Origin of the sequence: Bacteroides sp. RTP21281st1_H5_RTP21281_210402 (assembly GCF_040918965.1) — a bacterium.
GTDB lineage: Bacteria > Bacteroidota > Bacteroidia > Bacteroidales > Bacteroidaceae > Bacteroides > Bacteroides congonensis.
In genome coordinates this window covers 63051-87517 of the sequence record NZ_JBCOWR010000015.1, presented here as the reverse complement: position 1 = coordinate 87517, position 24467 = coordinate 63051, and the positions used below count along the sequence as shown (strand labels likewise).

The 24467-nt window shown below is 49.8% G+C and carries 11 protein-coding genes and 2 pseudogenes; 5 read left to right on the top strand and 8 right to left on the bottom strand.

Translation table 11 applies throughout. The annotated features are described in order from the left end of the window. The first annotated feature begins 117 nt into the window (after positions 1–117). The 5 genes and pseudogenes from mobA to AB5443_RS19655 all read left to right on the top strand — a co-directional run bounded on the left by mobA (position 118) and on the right by AB5443_RS19655 (position 6281). Positions 118–540 (top strand): conjugal transfer protein MobA, encoded by a 423-nt coding sequence (mobA, locus tag AB5443_RS19675; protein WP_368114210.1) that lies wholly within the window; start codon positions 118–120, stop codon positions 538–540. Next, positions 525–1781, top strand: coding sequence for a conjugal transfer protein MobB (gene mobB / locus AB5443_RS19670; protein WP_368114209.1), 1257 nt, complete (start codon positions 525–527; stop codon positions 1779–1781). The genes mobA and mobB overlap by 16 nt, the downstream gene beginning before the upstream one ends. A 38-nt stretch (positions 1782–1819) precedes the next feature. Next, positions 1820–2740, top strand: a pseudogene (locus tag AB5443_RS19665) (YWFCY domain-containing protein); the annotation flags it as partial. A gap of 639 nt (positions 2741–3379) precedes the next feature. Continuing rightward, positions 3380–5032 carry a group II intron reverse transcriptase/maturase gene (gene ltrA / locus AB5443_RS19660; RefSeq protein WP_368114208.1) on the top strand — a complete coding sequence of 551 codons (1653 nt, stop codon included), beginning with the start codon at positions 3380–3382 and terminating at the stop codon, positions 5030–5032. A gap of 4 nt (positions 5033–5036) precedes the next feature. After that, a complete protein-coding gene (locus AB5443_RS19655; protein WP_368114207.1) occupies positions 5037–6281 on the top strand; it encodes a TraM recognition domain-containing protein in 1245 nt (414 codons plus the stop codon). A 76-nt stretch (positions 6282–6357) separates the two neighbouring features. Here AB5443_RS19655 and AB5443_RS19650 read toward each other — a convergent pair whose 3' ends face one another. The 8 genes and pseudogenes from AB5443_RS19650 to AB5443_RS19615 all read right to left on the bottom strand — a co-directional run bounded on the left by AB5443_RS19650 (position 6358) and on the right by AB5443_RS19615 (position 24466). Continuing rightward, positions 6358–7638: a sigma-54-dependent transcriptional regulator gene (locus tag AB5443_RS19650; RefSeq protein WP_368114206.1), complete on the bottom strand. Its 1281-nt coding sequence runs from the start codon at positions 7636–7638 to the stop codon at positions 6358–6360. Positions 7639–7642: 4 nt separating this feature from the next. Next, a pseudogene (locus tag AB5443_RS19645) lies at positions 7643–10017 on the bottom strand (ATP-binding protein). Between the two features lie 309 nt (positions 10018–10326). After that, positions 10327–12576, bottom strand: coding sequence for an alpha-L-rhamnosidase C-terminal domain-containing protein (locus tag AB5443_RS19640; protein ID WP_368114205.1), 2250 nt, complete (start codon positions 12574–12576; stop codon positions 10327–10329). Positions 12577–12588: 12 nt separating this feature from the next. After that, positions 12589–14400, bottom strand: a complete 1812-nt coding sequence (locus AB5443_RS19635; protein WP_368114204.1) for a glycoside hydrolase family 2 protein — start codon at positions 14398–14400, stop codon at positions 12589–12591. A gap of 17 nt (positions 14401–14417) precedes the next feature. Then, the gene (locus AB5443_RS19630) at positions 14418–16925 is read right to left on the bottom strand and encodes a beta-glucosidase (protein ID WP_368114203.1); all 2508 of its coding nucleotides are present in this window, start codon (positions 16923–16925) and stop codon (positions 14418–14420) included. 23 nt (positions 16926–16948) lie between these two features. Continuing rightward, complete coding sequence (locus tag AB5443_RS19625) at positions 16949–20158, bottom strand: glycosyl hydrolase (RefSeq protein WP_368114202.1); 3210 nt, start codon at positions 20156–20158, stop codon at positions 16949–16951. A gap of 65 nt (positions 20159–20223) precedes the next feature. Further along, positions 20224–21708, bottom strand: coding sequence for a sialate O-acetylesterase (locus AB5443_RS19620; protein ID WP_044654357.1), 1485 nt, complete (start codon positions 21706–21708; stop codon positions 20224–20226). A 28-nt stretch (positions 21709–21736) separates the two neighbouring features. Further along, positions 21737–24466 (bottom strand): family 78 glycoside hydrolase catalytic domain, encoded by a 2730-nt coding sequence (locus tag AB5443_RS19615; RefSeq protein ID WP_368114201.1) that lies wholly within the window; start codon positions 24464–24466, stop codon positions 21737–21739. Position 24467 lies beyond the last annotated feature (1 nt).

Genomic DNA, 24467 nt, shown 5'->3' with positions numbered 1-24467 from the left:
GACAGGAAGTATCCTGTCCGACGAAAACCACTTGCCCGACCTGACAGTCGGGGAATTTCCTCCAAAGTCGGAAATTCCGGAAGAGAAAAAAGGACGGACCATAATTATGCAATGAGTATGAAGGAAGAATCGAGAGCAAAAACGGGCAGAAAGCCCAAAAGCGATCCGGCGGACTACAAATACAGCTTCCGCCTGAATGCCGGAGAAAACATGCGGTTTGAAAAGTTGGTTACCGAATCAGAGGCAAAAGACAAAACACGTTTCATCAAAAAAGCCATCTTCGGTGGCACAATCAAAGTGGTTAAAATCGACAAGGCGACAATGGATTACTACATCCGCCTTACGGAATTTCACAGACAATTCCAGGCTGTCGGTAACAACTACAATCAAGTCGTACGTGCCATCAGGACCAATTTCGGGGAGAAACGTGCAATGTCGCTACTTTACAAACTGGAGAAAATGACACTTGAACTGATGCTAGTGAACAAAAAAGTTATAGCACTAACCGAAGAATACCAAAAGAAATGGTTGCAAAAATAAGTCATGGAGCCAGCCTGTACGGGGCACTGCATTACAATCACGAGAAAGTAGAGAAAGGGACGGCTGAAATACTCTCCGGCAACCGGATGATTTCAGACCGCCCGGGACTACCGGGCGAAGACATGCGCCTCGCCCTGCTCTCCTTTGAGAATTACCTGCTGGCAAACAGGAACACGGAGAAGCCCGTCCTGCACATTGCACTCAGCCCGGCACCGGAGGACAAGCTGACCGATGAACAGCTGGCGGAACTGGCGCAGAATTATATGCAGAAGATGGGATATGGCGACCAGCCCTACATTGCTTACAAGCATGGTGATACACACAATACCCATATCCATATCGTAAGTGTATGCGTGGATGAAGAGGGACGGAAAATCAATGATTCTTTCGAGCACCGCCGTTCCATGACCGCCTGTCGGGAATTGGAAACAGACTTCGGATTACGCAATAGTGCGGATATGGAAGAACGGAACCCGAAAGCGGAATTAAAGAAGGTAAATACGTCCGGGGGAGACATACGGCATCAGATAAGCAACACCCTAAAAGCTGTATTAGGAAGTTACCGCTTCCAGACATTCGGGGAATACAGCGCGGTATTGTCTACCTTCAATATTGAAGCCAAGCAGGTACGGGGAGAATTCAAAGGCGAGCCTTATACCGGTATTATCTATTCGGCTACCGATGACAGCGGAAAAGTGGTCAGCCCGCCTTTCAAGAGTTCACGCTTCGGCAAACGTTTCGGAAACGAACGTCTGGAAAAGAGGATGCTTTCACACACCAGGGATTTCAAGGATGGTAAATGGGCACCGGCTATTCATGCACAGGTGGTTTATGCCATGCGGCACGCACGTTCGCGTGAAGAACTGGCCGGACTATTAAAGAAAGCCCGCATTGATGCAGTATTCCGGGAAAATGAGCAGGGACGTATCTATGGTGTCACGTTCATCGACCATAACAGGCGGGAAGTATTTAACGGTTCGCGCATGGGCAAGGAATTTTCCGCTAACATTTACAATGAACTTTTCAAATGGTGGGACGGTATACCTGCCACAGAACGTTCCGCACATACCGGCACCGAACTATGGCAGCACCATTCGCACAAGGCGGAATCGGGAAGCCCATTGGAACAGGCGGCAGGCATATTCTCCATGGAAACAAATCCGGTAGATTACGGGGAGGAGGCCCTTGCACGCCGTATGAAGAAAAGGAGAAAAGCGAAACGAAAGTCCCGCGGTATTTAAGGAAAACTGATTATTACCCCCATTTACACATAAGTATTATGCAACAGGAAGACGATTTGAGAGCACTAGCCAAAATAATGGAATTCGGAAGGGCGGTGAGCATTTTTCTTTTGGTAGTACACGTATACGTGTATTGTTATCCGAGCATTGCCAGTTGGAATTTAAATCTGGAAGTGATAGACAAAATAATTATGAACTTCAACAATACAACCGGGATCTTCAATTGCGTCCTATGGAGCAAACTGGCAGCTATCCTGCTGTTGGCCGTCTCGTGTCTGGGAACAAAAGGTGTCAAGGGCGAGAAGATCACCCGGCACAAAATCCATGCAGCACTCTTCGCAGGATGCATCCTTTTCTTTCCCAACTGGTGGATATTGGATTTGCCCATGCCCCATGCGGCTGTCACCGCACTTTATGTATTCACATTGGTGCCCGGCTATCTTTGCCTGCTGATGGCAGGATTGTGGATGAGCCGTTTATACAGGCACAACCTGATGGAGGACGTGTTCAATCTCGAAAACGAGTCTTTCCAACAGGAAACCCGGTTGATGGAAAATGAATACTCGGTCAACCTGCCGACAAAGTTTCAGTATCAGGGGAAACTCAATGACGGATGGATAAATGTGGTGAATCCCTTCCGCGCAACTATCGTGCTTGGTACACCCGGTTCGGGCAAATCATACGCAGTGGTAAATAACTACATACGCCAGATGATTTCAAAGGGATACAGTTGTTACATTTACGATTACAAGTTTGACGATTTATCCATAATTGCATATAACACATTGTTAAACAATATGGATAAATACAAGGTAAAGCCCAAATTCTATGTCATTAATTTCGATGACCCGCGTAGATCACATAGATGTAACCCTATCAATCCGGAGTTTATGACGGACATCTCGGATGCATATGAAGCAAGCTACACAATCATGCTAAATTTGAACAAAACGTGGGTGTGACCTGTAAAGTCACGTAATTGATTGTTAGACAGTAATATTAATTGCATGATTTAACCCGCTGTTCCGTCAGCGGTAGCCTACTATAAGGTGCATCTCCAGTGATGGGTTGTGCCAAGCTTATAGGACAAAGTACACTTTCCGAAAGGACAAGACTGAACCGTGAGGGAATGTCAAGGGCGGTTAGTATCATACCGTTGAGTGGCGAGGCTGGATAGCATGGTTAACGTAAGTGAACTGACTTTAGCCGTCGTAAGGTTTGAAGGAGCGCAAGATACTTTAGCTCTCACCAAAAGGTAAGCAGTCGGATAACCCTTGCCCATGTTGGGGTTACACGGACACAGCACTGCCGGCGGACTTGGCAGAACCTAAACTATCCGTTTGTCAATTACGTGGAACAGGGCAAGCCTGTATCTCTCTCGTAAGAATGCGAGTAAGCGAACCGCAAGGCAAGCCGAATGGGGTGCAGGTATGAGATAACGGAAAAAGCGAATGCCACCCTGTAATGGGGTGGATACGGATTGAATCAACATCACGGGTTGTTATTGGTGACATCATCCGACACGAAAGTGGGCAGACTTCCGTATATGGTAACTCTTTACAAGATAACTTTTAGAACTTTCAAAAGGAGGAAAGCAAATGAACGAAACTAAAACATCGTGTGCGCCTGCTGATAGTAGGAATCTAACTTGGGACGGCATGGACTGGTCCAAGTGTGAAGCCTATGTCCGAAAGCTACAAGCGCGTATTGTAAAGGCTCAAAAGGAAGGCAGACATAACAAGGTGAAAGCCTTGCAGTGGATGCTGACCCACTCTTTTTACGCCAAGGCATTGGCGGTAAAGAGGGTTACTTCCAACAAAGGGAAGAAAACGTCTGGAGTAGATAAACAGCTTTGGGATTCTCCCAAGCGCAAGTACAAAGCAATCGGTGAACTGAAACGTCGTGGTTACAATCCGCAGCCGCTTCGTAGGGTTCACATCAAGAAAAAGAACGGTAAATTCCGACCGTTGGGAATACCGACAATGAAAGACAGGGCGATGCAGGCATTATATCTCATGGCATTGGAACCGATAGCCGAAACGACAGGCGACCGCTTTTCTTATGGTTTCCGCAAGAAACGCAGGACAATGGACGCTATCCGTCAGATTGATACGGTTCTAAACCGCCAGCATTCCCCCGAATGGATTTTGGAGGGAGACATTAAAGGCTGCTTCGACCATATCAGTCACGACTGGCTTCTTAATCATATCCCTATGGATAAGACGATACTCAGAAAATGGCTGAAATGTGGAGCTGTATTCAATGGCAAACTATTCCCGACAGAAGAGGGTACACCACAAGGAGGTATCATATCACCGACACTTGCAAATATAGCACTTGACGGACTTCAACCACTCTTGGCTGAAAGATTCAAAAGATTATGGCGCAACAATAAGACATTCCACTACAAGGTAAACCTTATTCGTTATGCGGATGACTTTATAATCACAGGTCGAGACAAGGAGCTATTGGAAAACGAAGTCAAACCTATCGTGATAGAATTTCTCAAAGAAAGAGGGCTGACCTTATCCGAAGAGAAAACTACCATTACGAACATATACGACGGTTTTGATTTCTTAGGTTTCAATGTGAGGAAGTTTGGCAAAAGGCTATACACATCCCCGTCCAAAGATGCACAGAAACGCTTCAGGGCAAAAATCGGTGACATCGTTAAAGGACATAAAATGTGTAAGCAGGAATCGCTGATACGAATGCTTAATCCTGTAATCACAGGTTGGGGCAACTATTACCGATATGGTGCATCAACCGATGCTTTTCATGGTTGTGACAATCACATTTACAATCTCACGAAGAAATGGGCTTTACGTCGCCATCCAAAGAAACGCAAGTCTTGGGTTGCAGACAAATATTGGCATGAAATTCGGGGGCGTAAATGGACGTTTGCATGGAAATATGAAACCAAGAGCAAGAAAGTGAACTACCTGACCCTTAAAAGGTTGTCGGATATACATTATACTCCGTACAAGCAAATCAAAGGTGAGGCAAACCCTTTCGACCCGGAATACGATGATTATTTCTTTCAGCGAAAGGAGCAACAAATGCTGGAATCTCTCAAGGGACGTAAGTCTCTCTTATATTTATGGAACAAGCAGAACCGGATTTGTCCGTTATGTGGCAAGGAAATAGATTGTACAAAAGCATGGAACGTCAACGAAATATCTGTTGGTGGTTCGATTGTACGGCAACTTGTCCACAACAACTGCTACAAGCGAAATAAACGAAAATGTTGAAAGTATGAGCCGATTTCTAACAACAAATAGAAATATTGAGTTGCTTGAGCCGTATGAGGGGAAACTCTCATGTACGGTTCTTAGGGGAGAAGGGGGCAGCAATGCCCTTGACTTACCCGATATTGAGAAACAGGGGGATTTCTTTGTGGAATCACCCATCATTCTTCTGGCGGCAATTATCTGGTATTTAAAGATTTACAAAAACGGCATCTATTGTACATTCCCGCATGCGGTGGAACTGCTGAACAAACCGTATTCAGATCTATTTACTATATTAACCTCTTATCCGGAGCTGGAGAACTACCTTTCACCCTTTATGGACGCCTGGAAATCCGGAGCCCAGGATCAGCTCCAGGGGCAGATTGCCAGTGCAAAGATCCCGCTCACCAGAATGATTTCACCACAGCTTTACTGGGTAATGACGGGTAATGATTTTTCCTTAGACATCAACAATCCGAACGAGCCGAAACTGCTGTGCGTAGGCAATAATCCCGACCGACAGAATATTTATTCGGCGGCCCTGGGATTGTACAATTCCCGCATTGTAAAGCTGATTAATAAAAAAGGACAACTGAAAAGTACGGTAATCATTGACGAATTACCGACTATATATTTCAGGGGACTGGACAATCTGATTGCCACGGCACGAAGTAACAAGGTAGCAGTCTGTCTGGGTTTTCAGGATTTCAGCCAGTTAAACCGCGATTATGGTGAAAAAGAATCCAAAGTGGTACAAAATACTGTGGGCAATATTTTTAGCGGCCAGGTGGTCGGGGAAACCGCCAGGACACTTTCAGAGCGGTTCGGAAAAGTACTCCAGAAGCGGCAGTCCGTATCCATCAACCGGCAGGATGTGTCCACATCAATCAACACGCAACTCGACTCTCTTATTCCTGCCTCCAAGATAGCAAACCTTTCACAAGGAACATTCGTTGGTGCCGTATCGGACAACTTCGGAGAGAAAATAGAACAGAAGATATTCCACGCCGAAATCATCGTGGACCACGAAAAAGTCAGCGGGGAAGAGAAGAATTACAAAAAAATACCCGTCATCAATGAATTCAGGGACAGGGAGGGAAACGACATCATGACGCAGCAGATCGGACGGAACTATGACAGGATCAAGGCGGATGCGCAGGCAATCATTAACATGGAAATGGAACGCATTAAAAATGACCCGGAACTCTGCAGGCGGCTGGGACTGGAGAATGAAGATGACAAAAAGAAGAGAAACGGGAAACAGGAATAAATGCGCATTTTCCCCTCCATAATTTTGAAAGATGAAACAGCACCCGTTTTCCGGGGGCTGTCCTATATTCCCTTATTCACACAATACCGTATTTCCTCAACTTGTAATACAGGGCAGTCCGGCTGATGCCGAGTACACGGGCGGTAAGGGTGCGGTTGTTACCGGTCTGCCCAAGTATCCGAAGTATCTGCTGCTCCTCCTTTTCCGGACAGACAATCATGTTTCCCAATTTCATGCCCTGATCCAGATTCAGTTCCTGTGCGGATATCCGCCCCTCCCCGGCAAACACGACGGCACGCCGGACGGTATTCTTCAGTTCACGGATATTCCCCGGCCAGCCGTATTGCCGTAACACGGCAGCCGCTTCCCGGTCGAAGCCCTGAACCGATTTCCCGTATCTTGCGGAAAACTGCTTCAGAAAGAATTCAGCCAACGGAAGGATATCCTCCCCGCATTCGGAGAGCAGGGGAACCCGGATAGTGAACTCGTTCAGACGGTGGTACAGGTCCTCACGGAAACTCCCTTCCGCAATGGCCTTCTCCAGATCCGCATTGGTGGCGGCGATAAGGCGGACGTCAAAGGGCCGTTCCCTGACTGTCCCGACCGGCAGGTAACGCTTTTCTTGCAGGGCGCGAAGCAGTTTCATCTGATTTACGGGAGCAAGGTTACCGATTTCATCAAGGAACAACGTACCACCTTCGGCAGCCTGGAAAAGTCCCGCCTTGTCACTGTCCGCACCGGTGAACGCCCCTTTGCAGTACCCGAAGAATTCGGATCTGACAAGGTCATCGGAAACGGCACCGCAGTCCACGGCTACAAAAGGCTTGTGCCTGCGCAGGCTCCGCTCATGAATCTCGGCGGCAATATGTTCCTTACCCGTACCCGATGCTCCACGAAGCAAGACGGACATGTCGGAACGGGCCACAGGGCCTATCAGCCGGTACATCTCACGGGCCTTTTCACTTTCACCACGGTAGAATTCCGTGCTGCCATGCTGCGGACGGCTGAACTCTTTTTCTATGACTTCCCAAAGCCGGTCCGGCTGTACCGGCTTGCAAAGGTAATTGGAAGCCCCAAGCTGCATGGCTTCCACCGCATTCTCCACCTGGCCGTAACTGGTCATAATAAGGAACGGGATGGAATAATGTTTTCCCTTCATCCACTTCAGCAGCTCCATACTGCTGCCGTCCGGCAGGCGCAGGTCTGCCAGGACAAGGTCGAACTCTTTGGCCTGAAGTTCCTTACGGGCCGCCGAGAGTGTAGACACATGACCGGTTACCATACCCTTTTTCTTCAGCCAGTTACTGATACTGCGACTGAAGACAACATCATCCTCTATAATCAGTATATTTTTCATTTGCTTATTTTATATTCTTCTTCATATTTTCAGCACAGGCAATTAGTTTCCCGGCAGCTTCTCCTACTTTATAGATACACCTTATCTGTTCTTCCGTCCAGAGTCCCGGTTCAGACAGTACAATAGTTGCAGTTCCTCTATCGGATAATCAAGGCGGACACTTGTCCACAGGGGAAGGTTCTTGTGCAGGATCTCTCGGACTGTCTGACGCTCATCCCTTTCCAGTGCCCCGTGCAACCTGTCAAGGTCCTTGCGGCTTTCCCGGATGAAGATACCGAGCATCTCCCCCTTGTTGTCCTCCCCGCTCAGAATCAGGGAAAAATCCGGTTGCCATACCGTCTGCCTATTCCCTCTGACGATTCGGGAAACGGTTTCCAGCAGCTCATTCATCCGGAAGGGTTTACGGATACATCCGGCAAATCCCCGGGAAAGGTACTCCTCTTCCGGGTTCATATCGGCAGTCACGGCTATGACCGGAATTGTTCCGGCCCTTTCCATATTGGATGAACGCAACAACTCCAGCAGCCCGAACCCGTCCATGTCAGGCATGCGGATATCCGTCAGCAACGCGTCATAATCCTCATCCCGCAATCTTGCAACCACCTGACGGAAATCGGTATAACAGTCACATTCAACCCGGTTTCGCCTGAACATCTCACGTGTTGCGGAAAGCTGTCTCGGGTCATCGTCAAGAAGGAGAATACGCAGTCCTTCCGTTTGATAGTCAGACGGAAATTGTAACTCTTCCTTCAAGAAACCGCTGTCGGCAGGGGAAAGGGGAAGAGATACCGTAAAACAGCTGCCTTCCCCCGGGTGACTCTCCACCCCGATGGAACCGCCCAGCTGTGAAACAAGCCGGGAAACGATGGCAAGGCCAAGTCCGAAACCGGAAACGCCGCGGGCATTATCAAGCCTTTCGAACGCATCGAATATCCGTTTCTGCTCCTCATCATTCATTCCCGCTCCCGTATCCTGCACTTTGATACACAATTCGCCGACGTTGAAAGTCGCTTCCAACCGGACATATCCTTTCCCGGTAAATTTCAGGGCGTTGGAAAGCAGGTTGTTCACAATCTGCTGTAAATGTCCCTTGTCACAACTGACAACAGCGTTCATGCCGGAATACCGGGTCAACAGTTGCAATCCTTTCTTTTGAACGAGCGGCATGTAATTGTTGGTAATCTCCCTGAACAGGGTTTCCAGACAAAAGACGGAAATATTCTCCCGTGCCTGTCCTGTATCAAGCAGATAGAAATTCATCAGTGTGTCAACCAGAGAAAGCATATAGTCCGATGCATGCCGGATATTTTCGGCATATTCCTCCTGTCCGGCCCTTTCCTTTTCACCGGGCAGCAGTTCCGCCGTTGCTCTGATAATGGCAAGGGGAGAGCGCAGGTCATGGGCGATAGTCAGCATCATACGCTTCCTGGATTGGAGGAGTTCCGTGTTTTCCAAGTTGGAAGCTTCCAGCTGACGCCGGTATCGGTTTCGCCGGTTCAACTCCCGATGTATGATGATATAAAGTAAAATAGTCAGCAATGAAATAAAAACGGCAAAGGTGGAAACCGTATAAAAGGACCGTTCCCGTGCCTTGAGGAACTGCATGTAACGTTCCTCAAGGCGCCGGTCAGTCTCCAATTCAAAATCTCTGATGATACCATACAACCTACAGTTTAATACCATATTGTTATTGAACAGACGCTCCATTTGTACCAGCAGACGTTCACGCTCAGTCTCCTGCCGGCCGGTCAGTTCCCTGTTTAAAGAATGAAGTATACTTGCTGTTGAGACCTTCCGGTCTTTTTCCGCAGGAGGTTGCAGCCGTTCCCGTTTTTCCTTCTGTTCCGAATAAACGGATTTTCTCTTCTTGCGTTTGAGGAAGGACCAGAAACTTTTCTTCGGAACTTCCTCTTTGACTCCAACAGGCGCTTTCTCATTGCGGATATGGGATGCAATCAACGGGATTTTCCGGTTTATGATTTCACCGGCTTCACGAAAACGGCTGAACGTATGCATTACCGTGTCAAGCAATTGTTCCTTTCTCTCCAGAAGCAGGCACAGCGAATCTATACGCCCCCGTTGTCCGGATGCATGCACATAGTGCTTCAAGGACTGTAATGTACCGCATACCTCGTTTCTCCTTTTCTGATAAGTGCTCCGATCGTTCTCGTCCCACACACTGACCGTCTCTCCATAAGTGGCCAGATCCAGCAGGCCAGCGTAGGCTTCTCCGGTCAGATGCCAGAAATGAAGCAGTTCCTGTTCACCCTGTTGCAAATAGTTTCGCTTCATCTGTTCCTTACGGAAGAGACAAATGGTCAAGACAAGCAGGAATATCAAGATAATATATCCCGAGAATATTTTAATTTTTAAACACATAATAAACTAAACTTACATCCTTCATTCCTGCCCAACTAAAGACTAAATATAAAACAATGGCTAGTAGTGAAAAAAGCATCCAAATCCAATATAGTAAATACACCTTTCAAATGTAGCCGAATTTCATCCGTTTTTCATTTAAAATCTGTGATAAAACAAAGTATCAAGATGCTTAAACAGAATATTATTTGCATACACTATACTCAGAAATCAACCGATATAATTCAATTCTTTTATCAAATTCCTATTTTATAATTATATAACTCATACTATTATTTAAACAACTAGTATCAAGAAATATAACCAGCATCAGTTCAAAACAATCTGATAATTTCCACTCCTTAACACTGGTAAAAACAGTTTCCCTTCCTTCAACCTTGCTTTTACCTGCTTTCCATTAATACTTACTCTATTTTTATCTTTCCTTGCAGGAAGAATCACCTCAGCTTCTGTATTTCCGGGAATTTTTACTTCCATCGAGAAAGTAGTGCCTGCCTGGCTATACTCCACGGTCACCGCTCCCTTAATAGTCGGAACTTTCGCTTTCGCCCATTCCAATTCACCCAACTGAGGTTTAATCTGAAATCTGTTCCAACCCGGTAAAACAGGTTTTACTCCTATCAATTCCCTCATAATGATATTTCCGGGAGCAGCCCCCCAAATATGATTCCAGTCCTGATTGGGCTTGTATTTGTTTCCCCATGCCTCCATAGACACCGTACTCCCTTCACGAATCATATTATACCAACTTCTGTCACCCGTCGAATTCATTAATGAAAGTCCATAGTTTCCATCTTCCGCACCATATACCGCTTCCAATAGGAATTGTGCCACATATACGCTGCAAGCCATACCTTTGCTACGGATATACTCCATTACCGATGCTTTATCCTTTTCATTTACCAATCCGAAAGCTAATGAAAAAACATTCGCATGCAAAGAAGCGTGTTCTGTTTTATCACTGTCCCGATAACGCTTGTTCTTCCTGTCCCAAAAGACTTGTTGGAAACTCTTTTTCACATGAGCCGCTTTCTTCTTATAAAAAGTCACGTCCTCCGTATGCCCCAACGCTTCTGCCATTCTTGACATCAATACCAAATCCCGGTAATAATAGGCATTAATCACAGACTTGCAGGAATTGTCAACCACATATCCGTCACGTTCCGTTATCGGCCAGTCGACAATATCCTCAATGCTCCTTTTATGATGTATCTTTGCCATTACTTGCGGATTCTTCTGTTTGTCTGTACCCGATACGATAATCAAGCCATTCTCCGTCTCGAAATCCATCAGACATTTCGCTTTCAAATCCTCATAATAATATCGGATGGAGCGCAAGTCACCCGTATAAAGGTAATCCAGCCATGCCGTCATTACAGAAATCTGAATCCATTCGGTAGGCCAGGTAGGATGAGTGATAGAATACTCGTGCGAATAGCGTGGCAGGTTATATTCATTGTCCACACAATAAGCTGTCAGTTGGCCGATATAATTATCTCCTTCATAAGGCAACCGTTCACGGTCCCCGTCGATAAACTGACCGGTGAATGAGGTTGCCTTTACACTATATTTGCACAAGTCCCATACCTGGTTTAAGATACTGTCCGAACTCTCAAAATAAGAAGCCTCTTCATTATAAGGATAATATACGGCATTGCGAACCAATAACGCCTGCCTGGCATTACCGCCATAATTTTCCAGCTCTACGTAACGAAAAGGAACTACTTCGCCTATGTACCCCGGCATCTTTATACTACCTCCGTCATGCCGGAACTGAATCTGGTAGGTATGCGTTCCGGAGCGCAAAGGCAGGCGATATCTGCAATACCGGATACTGCCTCCGGGTTTTCTGTTTACAGTACCCTCCGGTGTATTCGCTTCCCCCGTATGCACCACCACCGTATCCCGGTCGCTGTCTGAGGTCAAGGTCAGATAAAGTTGTCCGCAAAAAGCCGCCTTACCAAAATCCGCCACCCATGTATTGTCTTTCACATTTCGCACACATACAGGCATTTCTTGTTGTTTCTGCAGAGGATAACGGGCAGTCGCATGTTTTTGCAGATTCTTGTCTGTCAGGAAAACAGCCGCATCAGAATAAGCACTCTCCACCTGGTTTCCATTCCAAATCCTTACTTTCCAAAAATAAAGACGGTCACCGGCAAGAGGCTTTCCGCCATAAAGGATACCGGAAGATTGGGCACTAATCACTTTTCCTGAATCCCAGACATCCCCTTGATTCTCCTTCAAACCGTTCTCCGTACTTGCCACTAAAATCTGATAAGCAGTCTGCATCACCTCCGGTTCATCACTTGAAATGTTCCAACCGAAAGAAGGGGTTTGCGTGAGGATTCTCACACACTCATGTTTGCCCGCCTGTGCCGCTTTCCATTCTGTCGGAACAACAAAACCGTGTGCAGACTGATAATCAGTCTGCAACAACAAATCACATCGCAATTGGGTCGGCACACTCATCTCCTGAGACCATCCGGATACACAACAGCCTATTCCCACAAAGAACAAGACCTGCCTGACTAATCGATTATTCACAAAATATTCCATTCACATATCATTTTATTCATTCAACGCATTACAAACTTTCCGGTTCACCGCCTTTATCTGCGGCTCATCCACTTTGACTACCTTACGGTCATACGTAATCAGCCCGTTCACTTCCCCTTCTACATCGGTAATCTGGGTATAGACAGCGGCGGAGAATCCTTTCTTTATCAGTTCGAGCAACCGGTTGGCATAATTCCGGTATTCCTTCGTCACCTCTTCCGGGGTATTGTACTGCACATAGCCCCAGTTCTTGTCGGGCAACCACAGATGACCTTTCAAAGCCAGACCAATGCCCCCGTATTCGCCGAGCACAGTAGGGCGGACAGGGTCATACAGATAAAGGTTCGGTTCCGGATAATGGTGCAAGTCGAGCATGTCGCCGCACACATAATGATTGCCGCCGCTTGCCGGATTCACCAGTCGGGTAGGGTCGTACTCCTTGGTCCATGCCGCTATCTCCACCGTCTTGAACTGTCCCCATGCTTCATTGAAAGGCACCCACACACCGATGCTCGGATAGGAATACAGGTAATCCATGATTTCTTTCCACTCCTTGCGGTAATTGGCTTCGGAAACGGCAGAACGCACCACTTCCGTACCGTTGAAATATTCCCGCATCTGCCATTGGGGGCTGGGACCACCGCTCGGCATGTCCTGCCATACAATCAGTCCAAGCCGGTCGCAATGGGTATACCAACGTGCCGGTTCCACCTTGATGTGCTTGCGCACCATATTATAACCGAAGTCCTTGATTTTCTTCAGGTCATACACCAACGCCTCGTCCGTAGGTGCCGTATACAACCCGTCGGGCCACCATCCTTGGTCGAGTGGACCGAACTGGAAATAGTCTTTGTTGTTGAGCTGCAACCGGGTGAATCCTGATTTGTCCTTGCAAACGGAGAATTTGCGGAATGCCGTATAACTCTTCACCTTATCCGCCACCTTTCCGTCCTTGTACAACGTAACCTCCATGTCATAAAGCGAAGGAGACTCCGGCGACCAGAGCTTTACATCCTCCGGCATGGACAGTTCTATCGGCAGTCCGCCCAGCGAAGCCCCTGCAGCCGCCGTTCTGTCACCGTCCAATACCCGGACTTCCACCTTGTCCGCAGAAGGGCCGTTCGTAGTCACATCCACCTTCACGGTCCGCTTGTCAATGTCCGGAGTGGTCTTCAGCTGTGCGATGTGCACGGCACCCACCGGTTCCAGCCACACCGTCTGCCAGATGCCCGTGACAGGCGTATACCATATCGTATTCGGTTTTTCCACTTGTTTTCCTCTCGGCTGCTCACTGCGATCGGTCGGGTCCCATACCTTGACAACCAACCGGTTCGCGCCCTTGTTCAACGCCGGAGTGATATCAAAGCTGAAAGGAGCAAATCCTCCCGTATGCCTGCCGACCTTTACGTCATTCACCCAGACATCCGTCTGCCAGTCTACGCCTCCAAAATGCAACAGAACCTGTCTGCCACGCCACGAAACGGGAATCTCAAACGTACGCTGATACCACAACTCCTGCTGTTCGCCCACCGTTTTCCCCACTCCAGACAAAGCGGATTCTACCGCAAACGGAACCAATATCTCACCCTGATACACATCCGGGGCAGGAGCGCCCTTTTTCGTAATCGCATAGTTCCAGCTTCCGTTCAGATTCTTCCACTCCGGACGCTCCATAATCGGGCGGGGATATTCCGGAAGTACATTTTTGGGGTCCAGCTGTTCTCCCCACGATGTTTTTATTTTATCGCCCGCAGGGCTCCACTGTGCTGAGATGAGGTTGCAACATACCAACCCGAGATACATCAGCCATACACTTTTTCTCATAAACAAACGTTGCTTCATTATCTATTTTTCAAATTACTTTCACTATCCAGCACCATGCGTGACGACTCTATCACATTTCTCGAATCCCGGCACAGTTCGATTTCGTATTCTCCCGCATCCACTCTCCAATTGCCCAGGCGGACATCGTAATAAGAGAACGCACCCTTGTCCAGTTCAAATTCTACCCGGACCGATTTACCGGCAGGCACAAAGACTTTTTTAAACCACTTCAACTCGTGCTGCGGACGTTCTACGGAAGGACGGAGCGGTTTGACATACACCTGCACCAGTTCACTGCCGTCTCTGCTGCCGGTATTGTGCACTTCCACACTGCCCGAAACGGTAGTCGCTCCCGTCTTCCTGAGTTGCAGGTTGTGGTAGTCGAACGTCGTGTAACTCAATCCGTAGCCGAACGTGAACTCCGGTTCCGCCTGTGCCGTATCAAAATAGCGGTATCCCACTTTCAACCCTTCGGTATACAGCACATTGTCATTGTCCTGATAGCCGTACTTATAGCTCGGCGCATCTTCCAACTTCTTGGGCCAGGTGAAAGGCATGCGTCCGGAAGGATTCGTCTTTCCGAACAGGATATTGGCAACCGCCGTCCCGCCTTCCATACCCGGATACCACGCCTCTGTCAATGATACTACATTCGGAAGCCAGCCGCCGATTTCCAAAGGCGAACCGTTGATTAACACTACATGCGTACGTTTATTCAGCTTGGTCAGGCGGTTAATCAGTGTCTCCTGAAGTTGCGGGAAGGTAAGACTCAGGCGGTCGCGTCCTTCCGTATCCAGGCTATGGTCAATACCACCCACAAAAACCACCGCATCCGCTTTCCTGGCGACACGTTCTATCTGTTTCCACTGACGGGCTGCCAGTTCAGTCTGCGGGCTTTGCCATTCCACACGCACGGCAGCATCACCCTTGTCTTTCTTATAGATAAGACACAAACGAAGCATTACGCCTTTCTTCAAATCAAGGCTGGCGGAAACCGTTCCTTCTCCCTTACCCGGATGGGCAATGGTGACAGGAGCACCGGCCCATTCATTATTGTAGACATAAGCAATACCGCCACCTGCCGTAAACCGGAAGGTGTATTTTCCGTCTACCGGCGGAACAAACTTCATCTCAAAACGGGCTTCACGAAACTTGTCCGCCTGAATGGAAGCATCGGGCGATTTCATTTCCCACATGAAGTCTACGGCTTGTTCTGTACGGGTAAGTACGGGCTGCTTGCTGTCCCGCACAAAATACTGTGCTGTGAAACCTGCACCATCCGGCGACATCTCCGCCGACAAAGGACGGAAATCGCCCAGTTCGTCTGAAGAGATATAGCTGACCTTGTTTTCGCCCAGCAGACGCTTGATTCCTTGCAGCACCGTCACTTCATAGGTGGACTCCATCCAGGAACTGCCGCCCATGCCACCCAGGCAAAAGCGCTTGTCCGCATTCGGACCTATCACCAGTACATTCTTCAGTTTCTGCGCATTCATCGGAAGGGCGTTTTTCTCGTTTTTCAGCAATACGATACCTTGTTCCGCAATCTCCAGTGCCGTCCGGTGATGTTCGGGCGTGGAGATAGTAGCGCCTACTGATCGGTCCTCACGGTCGAGGATACCTATATAATCATAGACGCGCAAGATACGACGTACCTTATCGTCAATGACATCCATCGATACACGACCCGCCTTCACCGCATTCAGCAATGCCGTACCGAAACCGCAGGCATCGCCGCCGGGCATGGAGACATCCAGACCGGCAAAAGCAGCCTTTTCCGTCGAACGGGTCTGGAGCCAGTCGGTCATGATAAAACCTTGGAATCCCCACCGGTCTTTCAGGATATCCGTCTGCATCTTCCGGCTGTCGCTCACAAACTCATAGTTCATGCCGTTGGCGGAAGTCATGACAGTCTGCACGTCCGCATCTTTCACAGCCGCCTTGAAGGCGGGCAGGTAGATTTCGTGCATCGTGCGGTCGTCAATCACGGACATATAATAATTGCGGTTGTTCTCGCGGTTGTTGCAGGCGTAGTGTTTCAAACAAGCAGCCACGCCCTGTTTTTGAATCCCCCTTACCTGTGCCACTGTCAAAGCACTGTTCAGATAGGGGTCTTCGGTATAGTACTCGAAGAAACGACCGCAAAGCGGATCACGCAGGATATTGCAGGCAGGTCCCAGCAGGATACTGCGCTTCATAGCACGCAACTCTTCGCCCATGACGTTACCGGCGCGCTCCACAATCTCGGGATTCCATGTGGCACCGAACAGGATACCGGAAGGAAAAGCGGTAGCACCGGCACGTCCGTTCGGACCACGCGGCCCGTCACACCAACCTACATCGGGTATATTCAATCGGGGGATTCCCTTGAAACAAGAGAATCCTCCCGAACAAAGGGACACTTTTTCTTCCACTGTCAGTGCAGAAAGGAGTGCTTCTATTTTCTTTTCTCTATCTTGTGCCTGCATGCAAACCGCTACAATCAGTAGCAGACAGGCATACCATCGTTTTTCAACTATTTTCATTCTGATGTTGTTTATATAATTACTTATTTATAATCTATCGTTTCGATACTCACCGGTCCCAGCAATCCTGATTTCTGCAAAGGCGAAGCGGCGTTCCACGGATTGCAAGGCGACCATGTGGGACGTTCTTCGGTAGCAAGCGCACAGTCGCCGATTAATCGGTTCATCCAGGTGTTCACCACACTCACTTCTATCCGGTTGTTGCCCGTTTGCACCGCATCCGATATATCAAGCCGATAGGGGGCGGTCCATACACCGCCTACCTCTTTCCCGTTCACTTTCACCTTTGCCATCACCATCACATCACCTAAATTGATGAAAAGGGATGAAGCAGCCGGTTCCGGCAAGTCAAATTCGGTCTGATAGATGACTTTTCCCGAATAATACCGCACAGCGTCGTCTTCACTGGTACTCCAATCAAACAAGGTTCCGGTAACGACAGGCGTTGCCGGTCCGCGCTGCGCCGAGTCGAACGTCAGGGTCCAGGGACCGGACAAGACGGCTACGGTCTGTGGTTCCGGATAGTTGGTACTGCCACTTCCACCGGTCGCTTCCGCCATTTCTGCATGCCTTGCCGTATCCGTTGCATCCTTTACCGTTTTGAACACCACAAACGCGCTTTCCAACGGTTCCAGTTCCAGGGGGACAGCCGTGGTCTCCCCGTTCTCTTCATACACGTTCAACGTACGGCATGTTCCCGTAGCGGGATTCCACAATTCAGGCTGACGGCCGCTTACACGGAAAACCGGTGAGAAAGCTACCTTTTCAGACGACTGGTTGGCAAGAAAATAAATATCCGCATCGGGCAGCCGGCGATGGCAGTAGACTACCGGAAGGTCCGCCCCAAGGGCGCAATCCGGCAGGCAGTGCACTGTAGCCAACGCTTCCGCCATGTCCATACCATTCAGTACCAGACCCTTTCCGAAACGGGCGCTACGGGTTTGCACGCCATCTACGTCCCCCCACAATTGACCCGCCATATCACGTACATGCTCATCGGCATGAGGATAGTTCTCGTAACTCGGCGAACGCTCCGGACGGGGACCGAGAATGACACCGCCGTCTGCCACCAGCTGTTTGATTTTTGCCAATAGTCCGGGACGCATCGTTTTCAGTTCCGGCAGCACCAGCATCCGGTAGGATGTGCCGTGCGGAAGAGTCAGCATGCCGTCTTTCACAGTCATGTCACGAAGAATCACTTCCGCATTGATATAGTCGAACTGGTAACCTTTCGGAAGGGCAGGCTGTGTGATGCCTGTCATTTTAGGCGTGTCTTCACCGATGAAGTAGCAGACATCCGCCACATTCAATCCTTGTTGCAGCATGAAGTTGCAACGCTTCAGGTAATCGGTAAACAAGTCCAGATGGGAATACCAGGTATTGTTACGGTTGAACTCGTTGCCGTACCATGTATTCAGGCCCGGACGTTTGTATTCCGGTTTCTGGGATATGTAAACATGCAACAGGCTGTTGTTGATACCTTCCGAGAAGAACAGGTCACCTCGCTGTTTCATCACCCTGGGATATCGGCTGTAGGCTTTTCCACCACAAGTGAACGATTCGGAAGAGACTTTCCGCTTCCCGTAAATATGGGCACAGGAAGAAGCGGCGCGGTTTTCCACATTACCCAAATCCCCTTCGCTCCAGAACTCGCCTGCCACTTCGTCCGCCTGACCTCCGTATTGAAGGAACTCACCCATAAATCCCCAATGCCCGTAGTTCTCCAGCCAGGTAGTCAAGCCATGCTGATGGCTCAGGCGGGTCAGTTCGCCGACATGGTTGTAAGACAATTGTTCCGCCACCAGTTTGCGCATGTCCCACAAGAAACGGTCGGACACATCCTGGCTTTCCACCACCGTCCCGTCAAAGACAGGAAGGAACGGAACCGCACTGTATCCGTAAGCGCGTTCGAACGAAGCAAGGAAATCATCTGTAAAGTTCTGTCCTCCCACTTCGTAGCTGTCTGCCACTACTACCTTCCAGGTCTTGCGGTCTTCGGCAGGAATGCGCCTGTATATCTCACCGATGAAGGCGTCGAAATGCGCCTGCAAGTGAGTCTTGCTCATCTTGTCTACTTCAAGCCCCAGTCCGTCTCCTTCCAGGGCAGGGAAATTGGTGACATAGGTGGGCAGCATGCCGGTACGTACAATTTCCCATTCACCCGGCGGGACTTCCCACAAAAGGGTGTCTCCCTGCAAGTATCCGGAAATGTCCGTCACCCTGCCGGCATGTACCAACAGGGAAGCATCGTCCACTTTGGCCTGCTCCGCCCACTGGTATTCTTTCCAGTAAGGCAAAGGCTCCTGAAACATCTTGGCAAAAGTCTTTTCTTCAAAATTCTCCACTACAGGCAAGGAAGAGAGCGTAATCTCCCGAAAACCGCAACCGGGATTCAAGCCTGTGAATTCCAGCCGGAACTCCTTGCCCGTCGTGGCGGGAAACGAAACGGAGACCGGAGCGTAAGGGTCAAAACCTACATCCAAACGGTCTCTACGCCGGTCTATGCGGAAACTCTTCACCTTTTCATAACCGTTGTCTCGCTTTACTAACAAAACCGCCTGTGCCAGAATAGGAACGGGCAAGGGATGGCAACGGAGACTGCGGAGCGTGACCGCAGTGTCTGTCCGGAAATCAAGCGAAGCGTCAGATTGTGTAAAGCGTACCTCTGATGCCTGGCGAAGCGTCATTTCTTGCGTTCTCAGGGAAGGGTAAGCGAGCACCTTTACATCCTGAAAGTCCGGCGAGGGCTTGGGAAGAGGGAGCCGCACGGTTTGTCCGCCCGACAAACAGGCGCGGACGGAAGCCAGGCGGCGCATCGACTGCTCCGGTTTGACCCACGCACCTCCCGCCTGGCTCCAACCGGCGGAGTTGAATATACCGATTTCGATATCCAGTTCGGTGGCTTTCTTCAAGGCTGCGTGTAGAATCTCCCACCATTCGTCCGACAGAAAACGGACATCACCCGTAGGCACTTCGTGGGGTTGCAGCCCGATGTTGGCAATAAAGGCGCGGTTGATGCCCGCCGCCTTCATCGATTCCAAATCACCGATGACACCCTCCTTAGAGATATTGCCCGCCAGCCAGTGCCAGTAGACGGTAGTCTGGATAGAATCCGGCAAGCTGGTGAAACCGTTGCGGAGCTGTTCATAGCTCACAGCCCTGTCCGGTGCCTGGCAGGCAAACGAAGAGAAGCCGAGAGCGACAATAGCAATTATTTGTGTAAATTTGTTCATATCACTTTTTATCTAATTAATCCGGGTATCTATATACGACAATACCCTCATCCAAACTCGTAAGTTCAATCATTTCGCGTACAACCTTTCCAATCATCCGTGCGGAAAGGAGAAGCGGGAAGTCCGGCGCCGTTGTACAAGTTACAGTCCGGATTGTTTGCCCACGCATAGCGGACGGCAACGGGGAAAGGAACCTCCGGTGAACTGACCACTACGCAATTGCCCTCAATGCGGGCTGTCGCCCAATGAAACTTATGGTCATAACCGGCGATGGCAAAACCTTTCAGTTCATTGCCGTTCCCCGTTTCTTTCACACCTGTCGCATTCTCCCCGCAACCGGCTTTCAGCCCGCCGTCCGCATGGTCGAAAGAAAGAATCACCCTGTCTCCCTCTATGCGGTACGAACGATACATCGGACCGGAATACGGAAGCGACGCCTCACCATAGGCCTGCGCACGGGCAATCAGCGAGAGTCGCTTACCCACCGTCTGCTTGTCCTTGGGATGGATATTGGTAGCATGTCCCTTATCTATAATAACTGCCATACCGGTATTTTTCAGTGCAAGGGCACGTGTCTGAGCCTCACGCAGTTCCGCCCATTCCGATTCGGCAGGCTCGGGAAGCATCGGAGTGAAAGCCGCCAACTGTACGAAATAGAATGGGAAATCCACGCCCCAGTCTTGCCGCCAGTTAGTGATGAGCAAGGGGAACAAGTCACGATACTGATAAGCACGGCGGACATTGTTTTCGCCCTGATACCAGATAACACCGTGAAAACGATAAGGTATCAACGGATGAATCATCGCATTGTACAGAGCTGTACCCGCATGCGGGCTCACCTTCTCTGTCAGCGGTAAGGAAGCAACGGAATCTACCTTTTCCGCAAAAGCCGGTAATTTCCGCAGATACTCTCCGCTAATCCACGGTTCAATGTCCGTACCACCCCACGAAGAGTGCAGCAGCCCGACGGGAACATTCAATTTCTTCGCCAGTTCACGACCGAAGAAATAAGCGGTTGTGGAGAACTCAGCAATAGTAGCCGGCGAGCAGACCTGCCAGCCGTTACTTCTCACCTTGATATCGCTCCGGGGTTGTGAAGAAGTGACGTGCTCCACATGAAACAGGCGGATTTCGGGATGGTCGGCATCCGCTATTTCCTGTTCGTAATTGTCCGGTTTGCCCCAGCCTATAAACGGCATTTCCATATTGCTTTGTCCCGAGCAGAGCCATACTTCGCCTACCATGACATTATTCAATACCAATTTCTCACCGTCGCTGATGGTCAGGCGGTAAGGTCCGCCGGCAGCAGGCGTCTGAATATCGATACGCCATTTGCCGTTCTTGTCGGCTTTGGTGACATACTGTCTGTTATCCCATGAGGAAGTTAGTTTTACCTTCTTGTCGGCTTTGGCTTCTCCCCATACAGGTGCCACGGCCTGTTGCTGTAAAACCATATTGTCCGAAAACATGGGTGGCAATACGATTTTGGCGGAAGCTGTTCCTGACAGCAAAGTCAGGAACAACACTCCGTAATTAATGAGTCTTTTCATTTTATATATTGCTATATTTTTCTATCAGTTATTTTCCGAAATGATAAGTTCCCGAACTCAGTTCCACCTGCCAATATGCTTCCTGCGAAGTTATCCCGCGAATACCTTCTGCCAGCACCGGTTTCTCCGGATGCAACGCCACGGGCAGATAAAGGGTGGCGGAACAGTTGGCGGGGATGGTCACCGTCCACGACAGGCTGTCGCCGTCACGTTCCCACCGGCTGCCGATAGTGCCGGAAACGGAACGGTACGTAGCGGAAACACGCCCGAGCCCGTCGGGGAAACAGGGTTTCATCTCGATATGGCGGAAGCCGGTGGAGCCTTCGGCATTTTTGATACCGGCAAGGTTCTCGTAATACCAGATAACCAAATCGCCGAGCAGCATCACGTGATTGGCGGAATTCATGTCCGGTGCCGCCGTGTCGCCGTTCCAAAGTTCCCAGATGGTGGTAGCTCCTTTTTTTGCCATGTATCCCCAGCTCGGATAAGTCTCCTGCGTCGCCAGTTTATAGGCAAGGTCCTGCCGGCCGTATTTGCTCAGGCAGCGCATCAGGTACTGGATGCCGACTACCCCGGTACTGACATGCCCGTCGCGTTCTACTTCGGTTTTTTCTACGATACTATTGAGCACCCGTTGTTCGTAGCCTTCGGGCACTAGGCCATAGTAAAGAGGAAGCAGGTTGCCTGTTACGGCATTGTTGCCGTATTGAGCGGTTTCATAATTGAACAAATGACGGTTGAGCCCTTCTTTCAGTGAAGAGGCACAAGCAAGGTAACCATCCGCATCTTCCGGATGTCCTGCCAGTGAAGCAAAGTCCGCCAACAGATACAGAATATGTCGGAAGGTAGCAGTACTCAATATACGGCCGTCCGGCTTACGGGTAGGATCTTTCGAGAAAATCAGTTCCAATGATTCGGGCGGGAGACACCAGTCACCAAAGCAATCGCGAATGACCACCCCGTCCTGTACATACTGGCGGATGATAAGCTCCGCCCAACGCTTCATTGAAGGATAGTGCTTTACGATACCGGATTTGTCACCAAAGTGGCGGTACATCATCTCGGCGGCAAAGATGTAAGCACCGGACCAAGTAATATCATCTGCCCGTTCGTACCAGTATTGGGGAGAGACAACAGAGATACAACCGTTGTCGCCTTGCGAGCATTCAATGTCCTGCAGCCACTTGCGGTAGAGCAGGCAGTTTTCGAAGATGAAGCTCTCGCCCCAGCAGCCCGTGGTGCGGTCGCCCATCCATCCGTGGCGCTCGTCGCGCTGCGGGCAGTCGGTAGGCATGTTCCGGTAATTGCCGCGGATACCCCAGTAGGCATTGCTGTATACTTGGTTGATGACGCGGTTGTCGGTCTCAAACGTGCCGATAGTCGCCATATCGTCATAGAGTACTTCCACTTCGAGGTCTTTTGCCGCCGGCATTTCCGTCAGCCCGTCCAGCTCAATGTAGCGGAAGCCGTGGAATACGAAAGCGGGCCTCCAGGTATATTTACCGTCAGCAGCGGCGGTGAACAGGTCGGTAGCCTTTGCCGAACGAAGGTTTGCCACATAGAGTGTGCTATCGGGATTAAGCAGTTCGGAAAAGCGCATGGCCACCACGCTGTCTTTCCGGGCTGTGAAGGTAGCGTTCAATCGTCCGACCATATTCTGTCCCATATCCACCAGGTATTTGCCCGAAGGCATCCGGGTGATACTGACTGGACGGACGCGCTCCATCACCCGGATAGGCGGACAAGGCTGCGCGCACAACTGTCCGGCAGGAGCAGAAACAACATCTGCCGGTTGCCAGCCAGTGTCGTCATAACCGGAACGGTTCCAGCCGGGGAGTTCCTTGCGGGCATCGTACTCTTCGCCGTCGTATTCGTTGTTGGCAATAATCGGACCTTTGGAAGTCACTTTCCAGCTGCCGTCGGTAACGACAGCCTGACGGCTGCCATCCTCATACTCCACTTCCAACCGGGCAAGCAGGCGGGGAAGACCGAAGCCGGCGATAGGCTTACCCTGGGCACGAAGCCAGAAGTAACGGCCATTGCCGAGAATGACCCCCAAGGTATTGTCGCCTTTATGCAACAGGCGGGTGACATCGTAAGTGTTGTAATAAACTAACTTGCTATAAAAAGTAAGAGCAGGAGCCAGAAAATCATCACTGACACGTTCGCCGTTCAGATAGGCTTCGTACGCGCCAAGCCCGCTGATGTAAAGCATAGCGCGGCGGATGTCCTTCTGTCCGCCGGCAAACTCCTTGCGTAAGTAGCGGGCGGCAAGGCGAGTGTAGAGGCTGTCGCGGTTCTCACCCAGGTTGGAGAGCCGGTCTTCACCAATCCATTCGGCTTGCCAACGGTCTGCGCCGATGGCAGTGGAGAAGCGGTGTGCCTTGCTCCAGGCAGTGGTACCTTCATTGGTATAGGCACGGACTTTCCAATAATAATCAGTGCCCTGCTCCAAAGCCTGCCCGTCGTAGGCTGCCTGCATGGCATCCGAGGCTACTTTACCGCTGTTCCAGACCAGAGAGGATTCGGAATCCAACCCTTCAAGGGTAGAGGAGACTCTGATTTCGTAGGCGTTCTGTTCCACTCCTTTCCGGTCGGAATCCAGATGCCACGAAAAGACGGGATGCGGGACGGAAACGCCCAAAGGTGCTTCCTGCATCTCAAGACGCGGCGATTCCAGACGCACCGCATCCGAGCATCCCGATGCTATACAAAAGTATAGCAGAACACACAATAGTTGTATCTTTTTATATGTCATA

Coding starts and splice junctions, on each gene's coding strand:
- mobA (WP_368114210.1), top strand. CDS start 118: ATGAAGGAAGAATCGAGAGCAAAAACGGGCAGAAAGCCCAAAAGCGAT.
- mobB (WP_368114209.1), top strand. CDS start 525: ATGGTTGCAAAAATAAGTCATGGAGCCAGCCTGTACGGGGCACTGCAT.
- ltrA (WP_368114208.1), top strand. CDS start 3,380: ATGAACGAAACTAAAACATCGTGTGCGCCTGCTGATAGTAGGAATCTA.
- AB5443_RS19655 (WP_368114207.1), top strand. CDS start 5,037: ATGAGCCGATTTCTAACAACAAATAGAAATATTGAGTTGCTTGAGCCG.
- AB5443_RS19650 (WP_368114206.1), bottom strand. CDS start 7,638: ATGAAAAATATACTGATTATAGAGGATGATGTTGTCTTCAGTCGCAGT.
- AB5443_RS19640 (WP_368114205.1), bottom strand. CDS start 12,576: ATGGAATATTTTGTGAATAATCGATTAGTCAGGCAGGTCTTGTTCTTT.
- AB5443_RS19635 (WP_368114204.1), bottom strand. CDS start 14,400: ATGAGAAAAAGTGTATGGCTGATGTATCTCGGGTTGGTATGTTGCAAC.
- AB5443_RS19630 (WP_368114203.1), bottom strand. CDS start 16,925: ATGAAAATAGTTGAAAAACGATGGTATGCCTGTCTGCTACTGATTGTA.
- AB5443_RS19625 (WP_368114202.1), bottom strand. CDS start 20,158: ATGAACAAATTTACACAAATAATTGCTATTGTCGCTCTCGGCTTCTCT.
- AB5443_RS19620 (WP_044654357.1), bottom strand. CDS start 21,708: ATGAAAAGACTCATTAATTACGGAGTGTTGTTCCTGACTTTGCTGTCA.
- AB5443_RS19615 (WP_368114201.1), bottom strand. CDS start 24,466: ATGACATATAAAAAGATACAACTATTGTGTGTTCTGCTATACTTTTGT.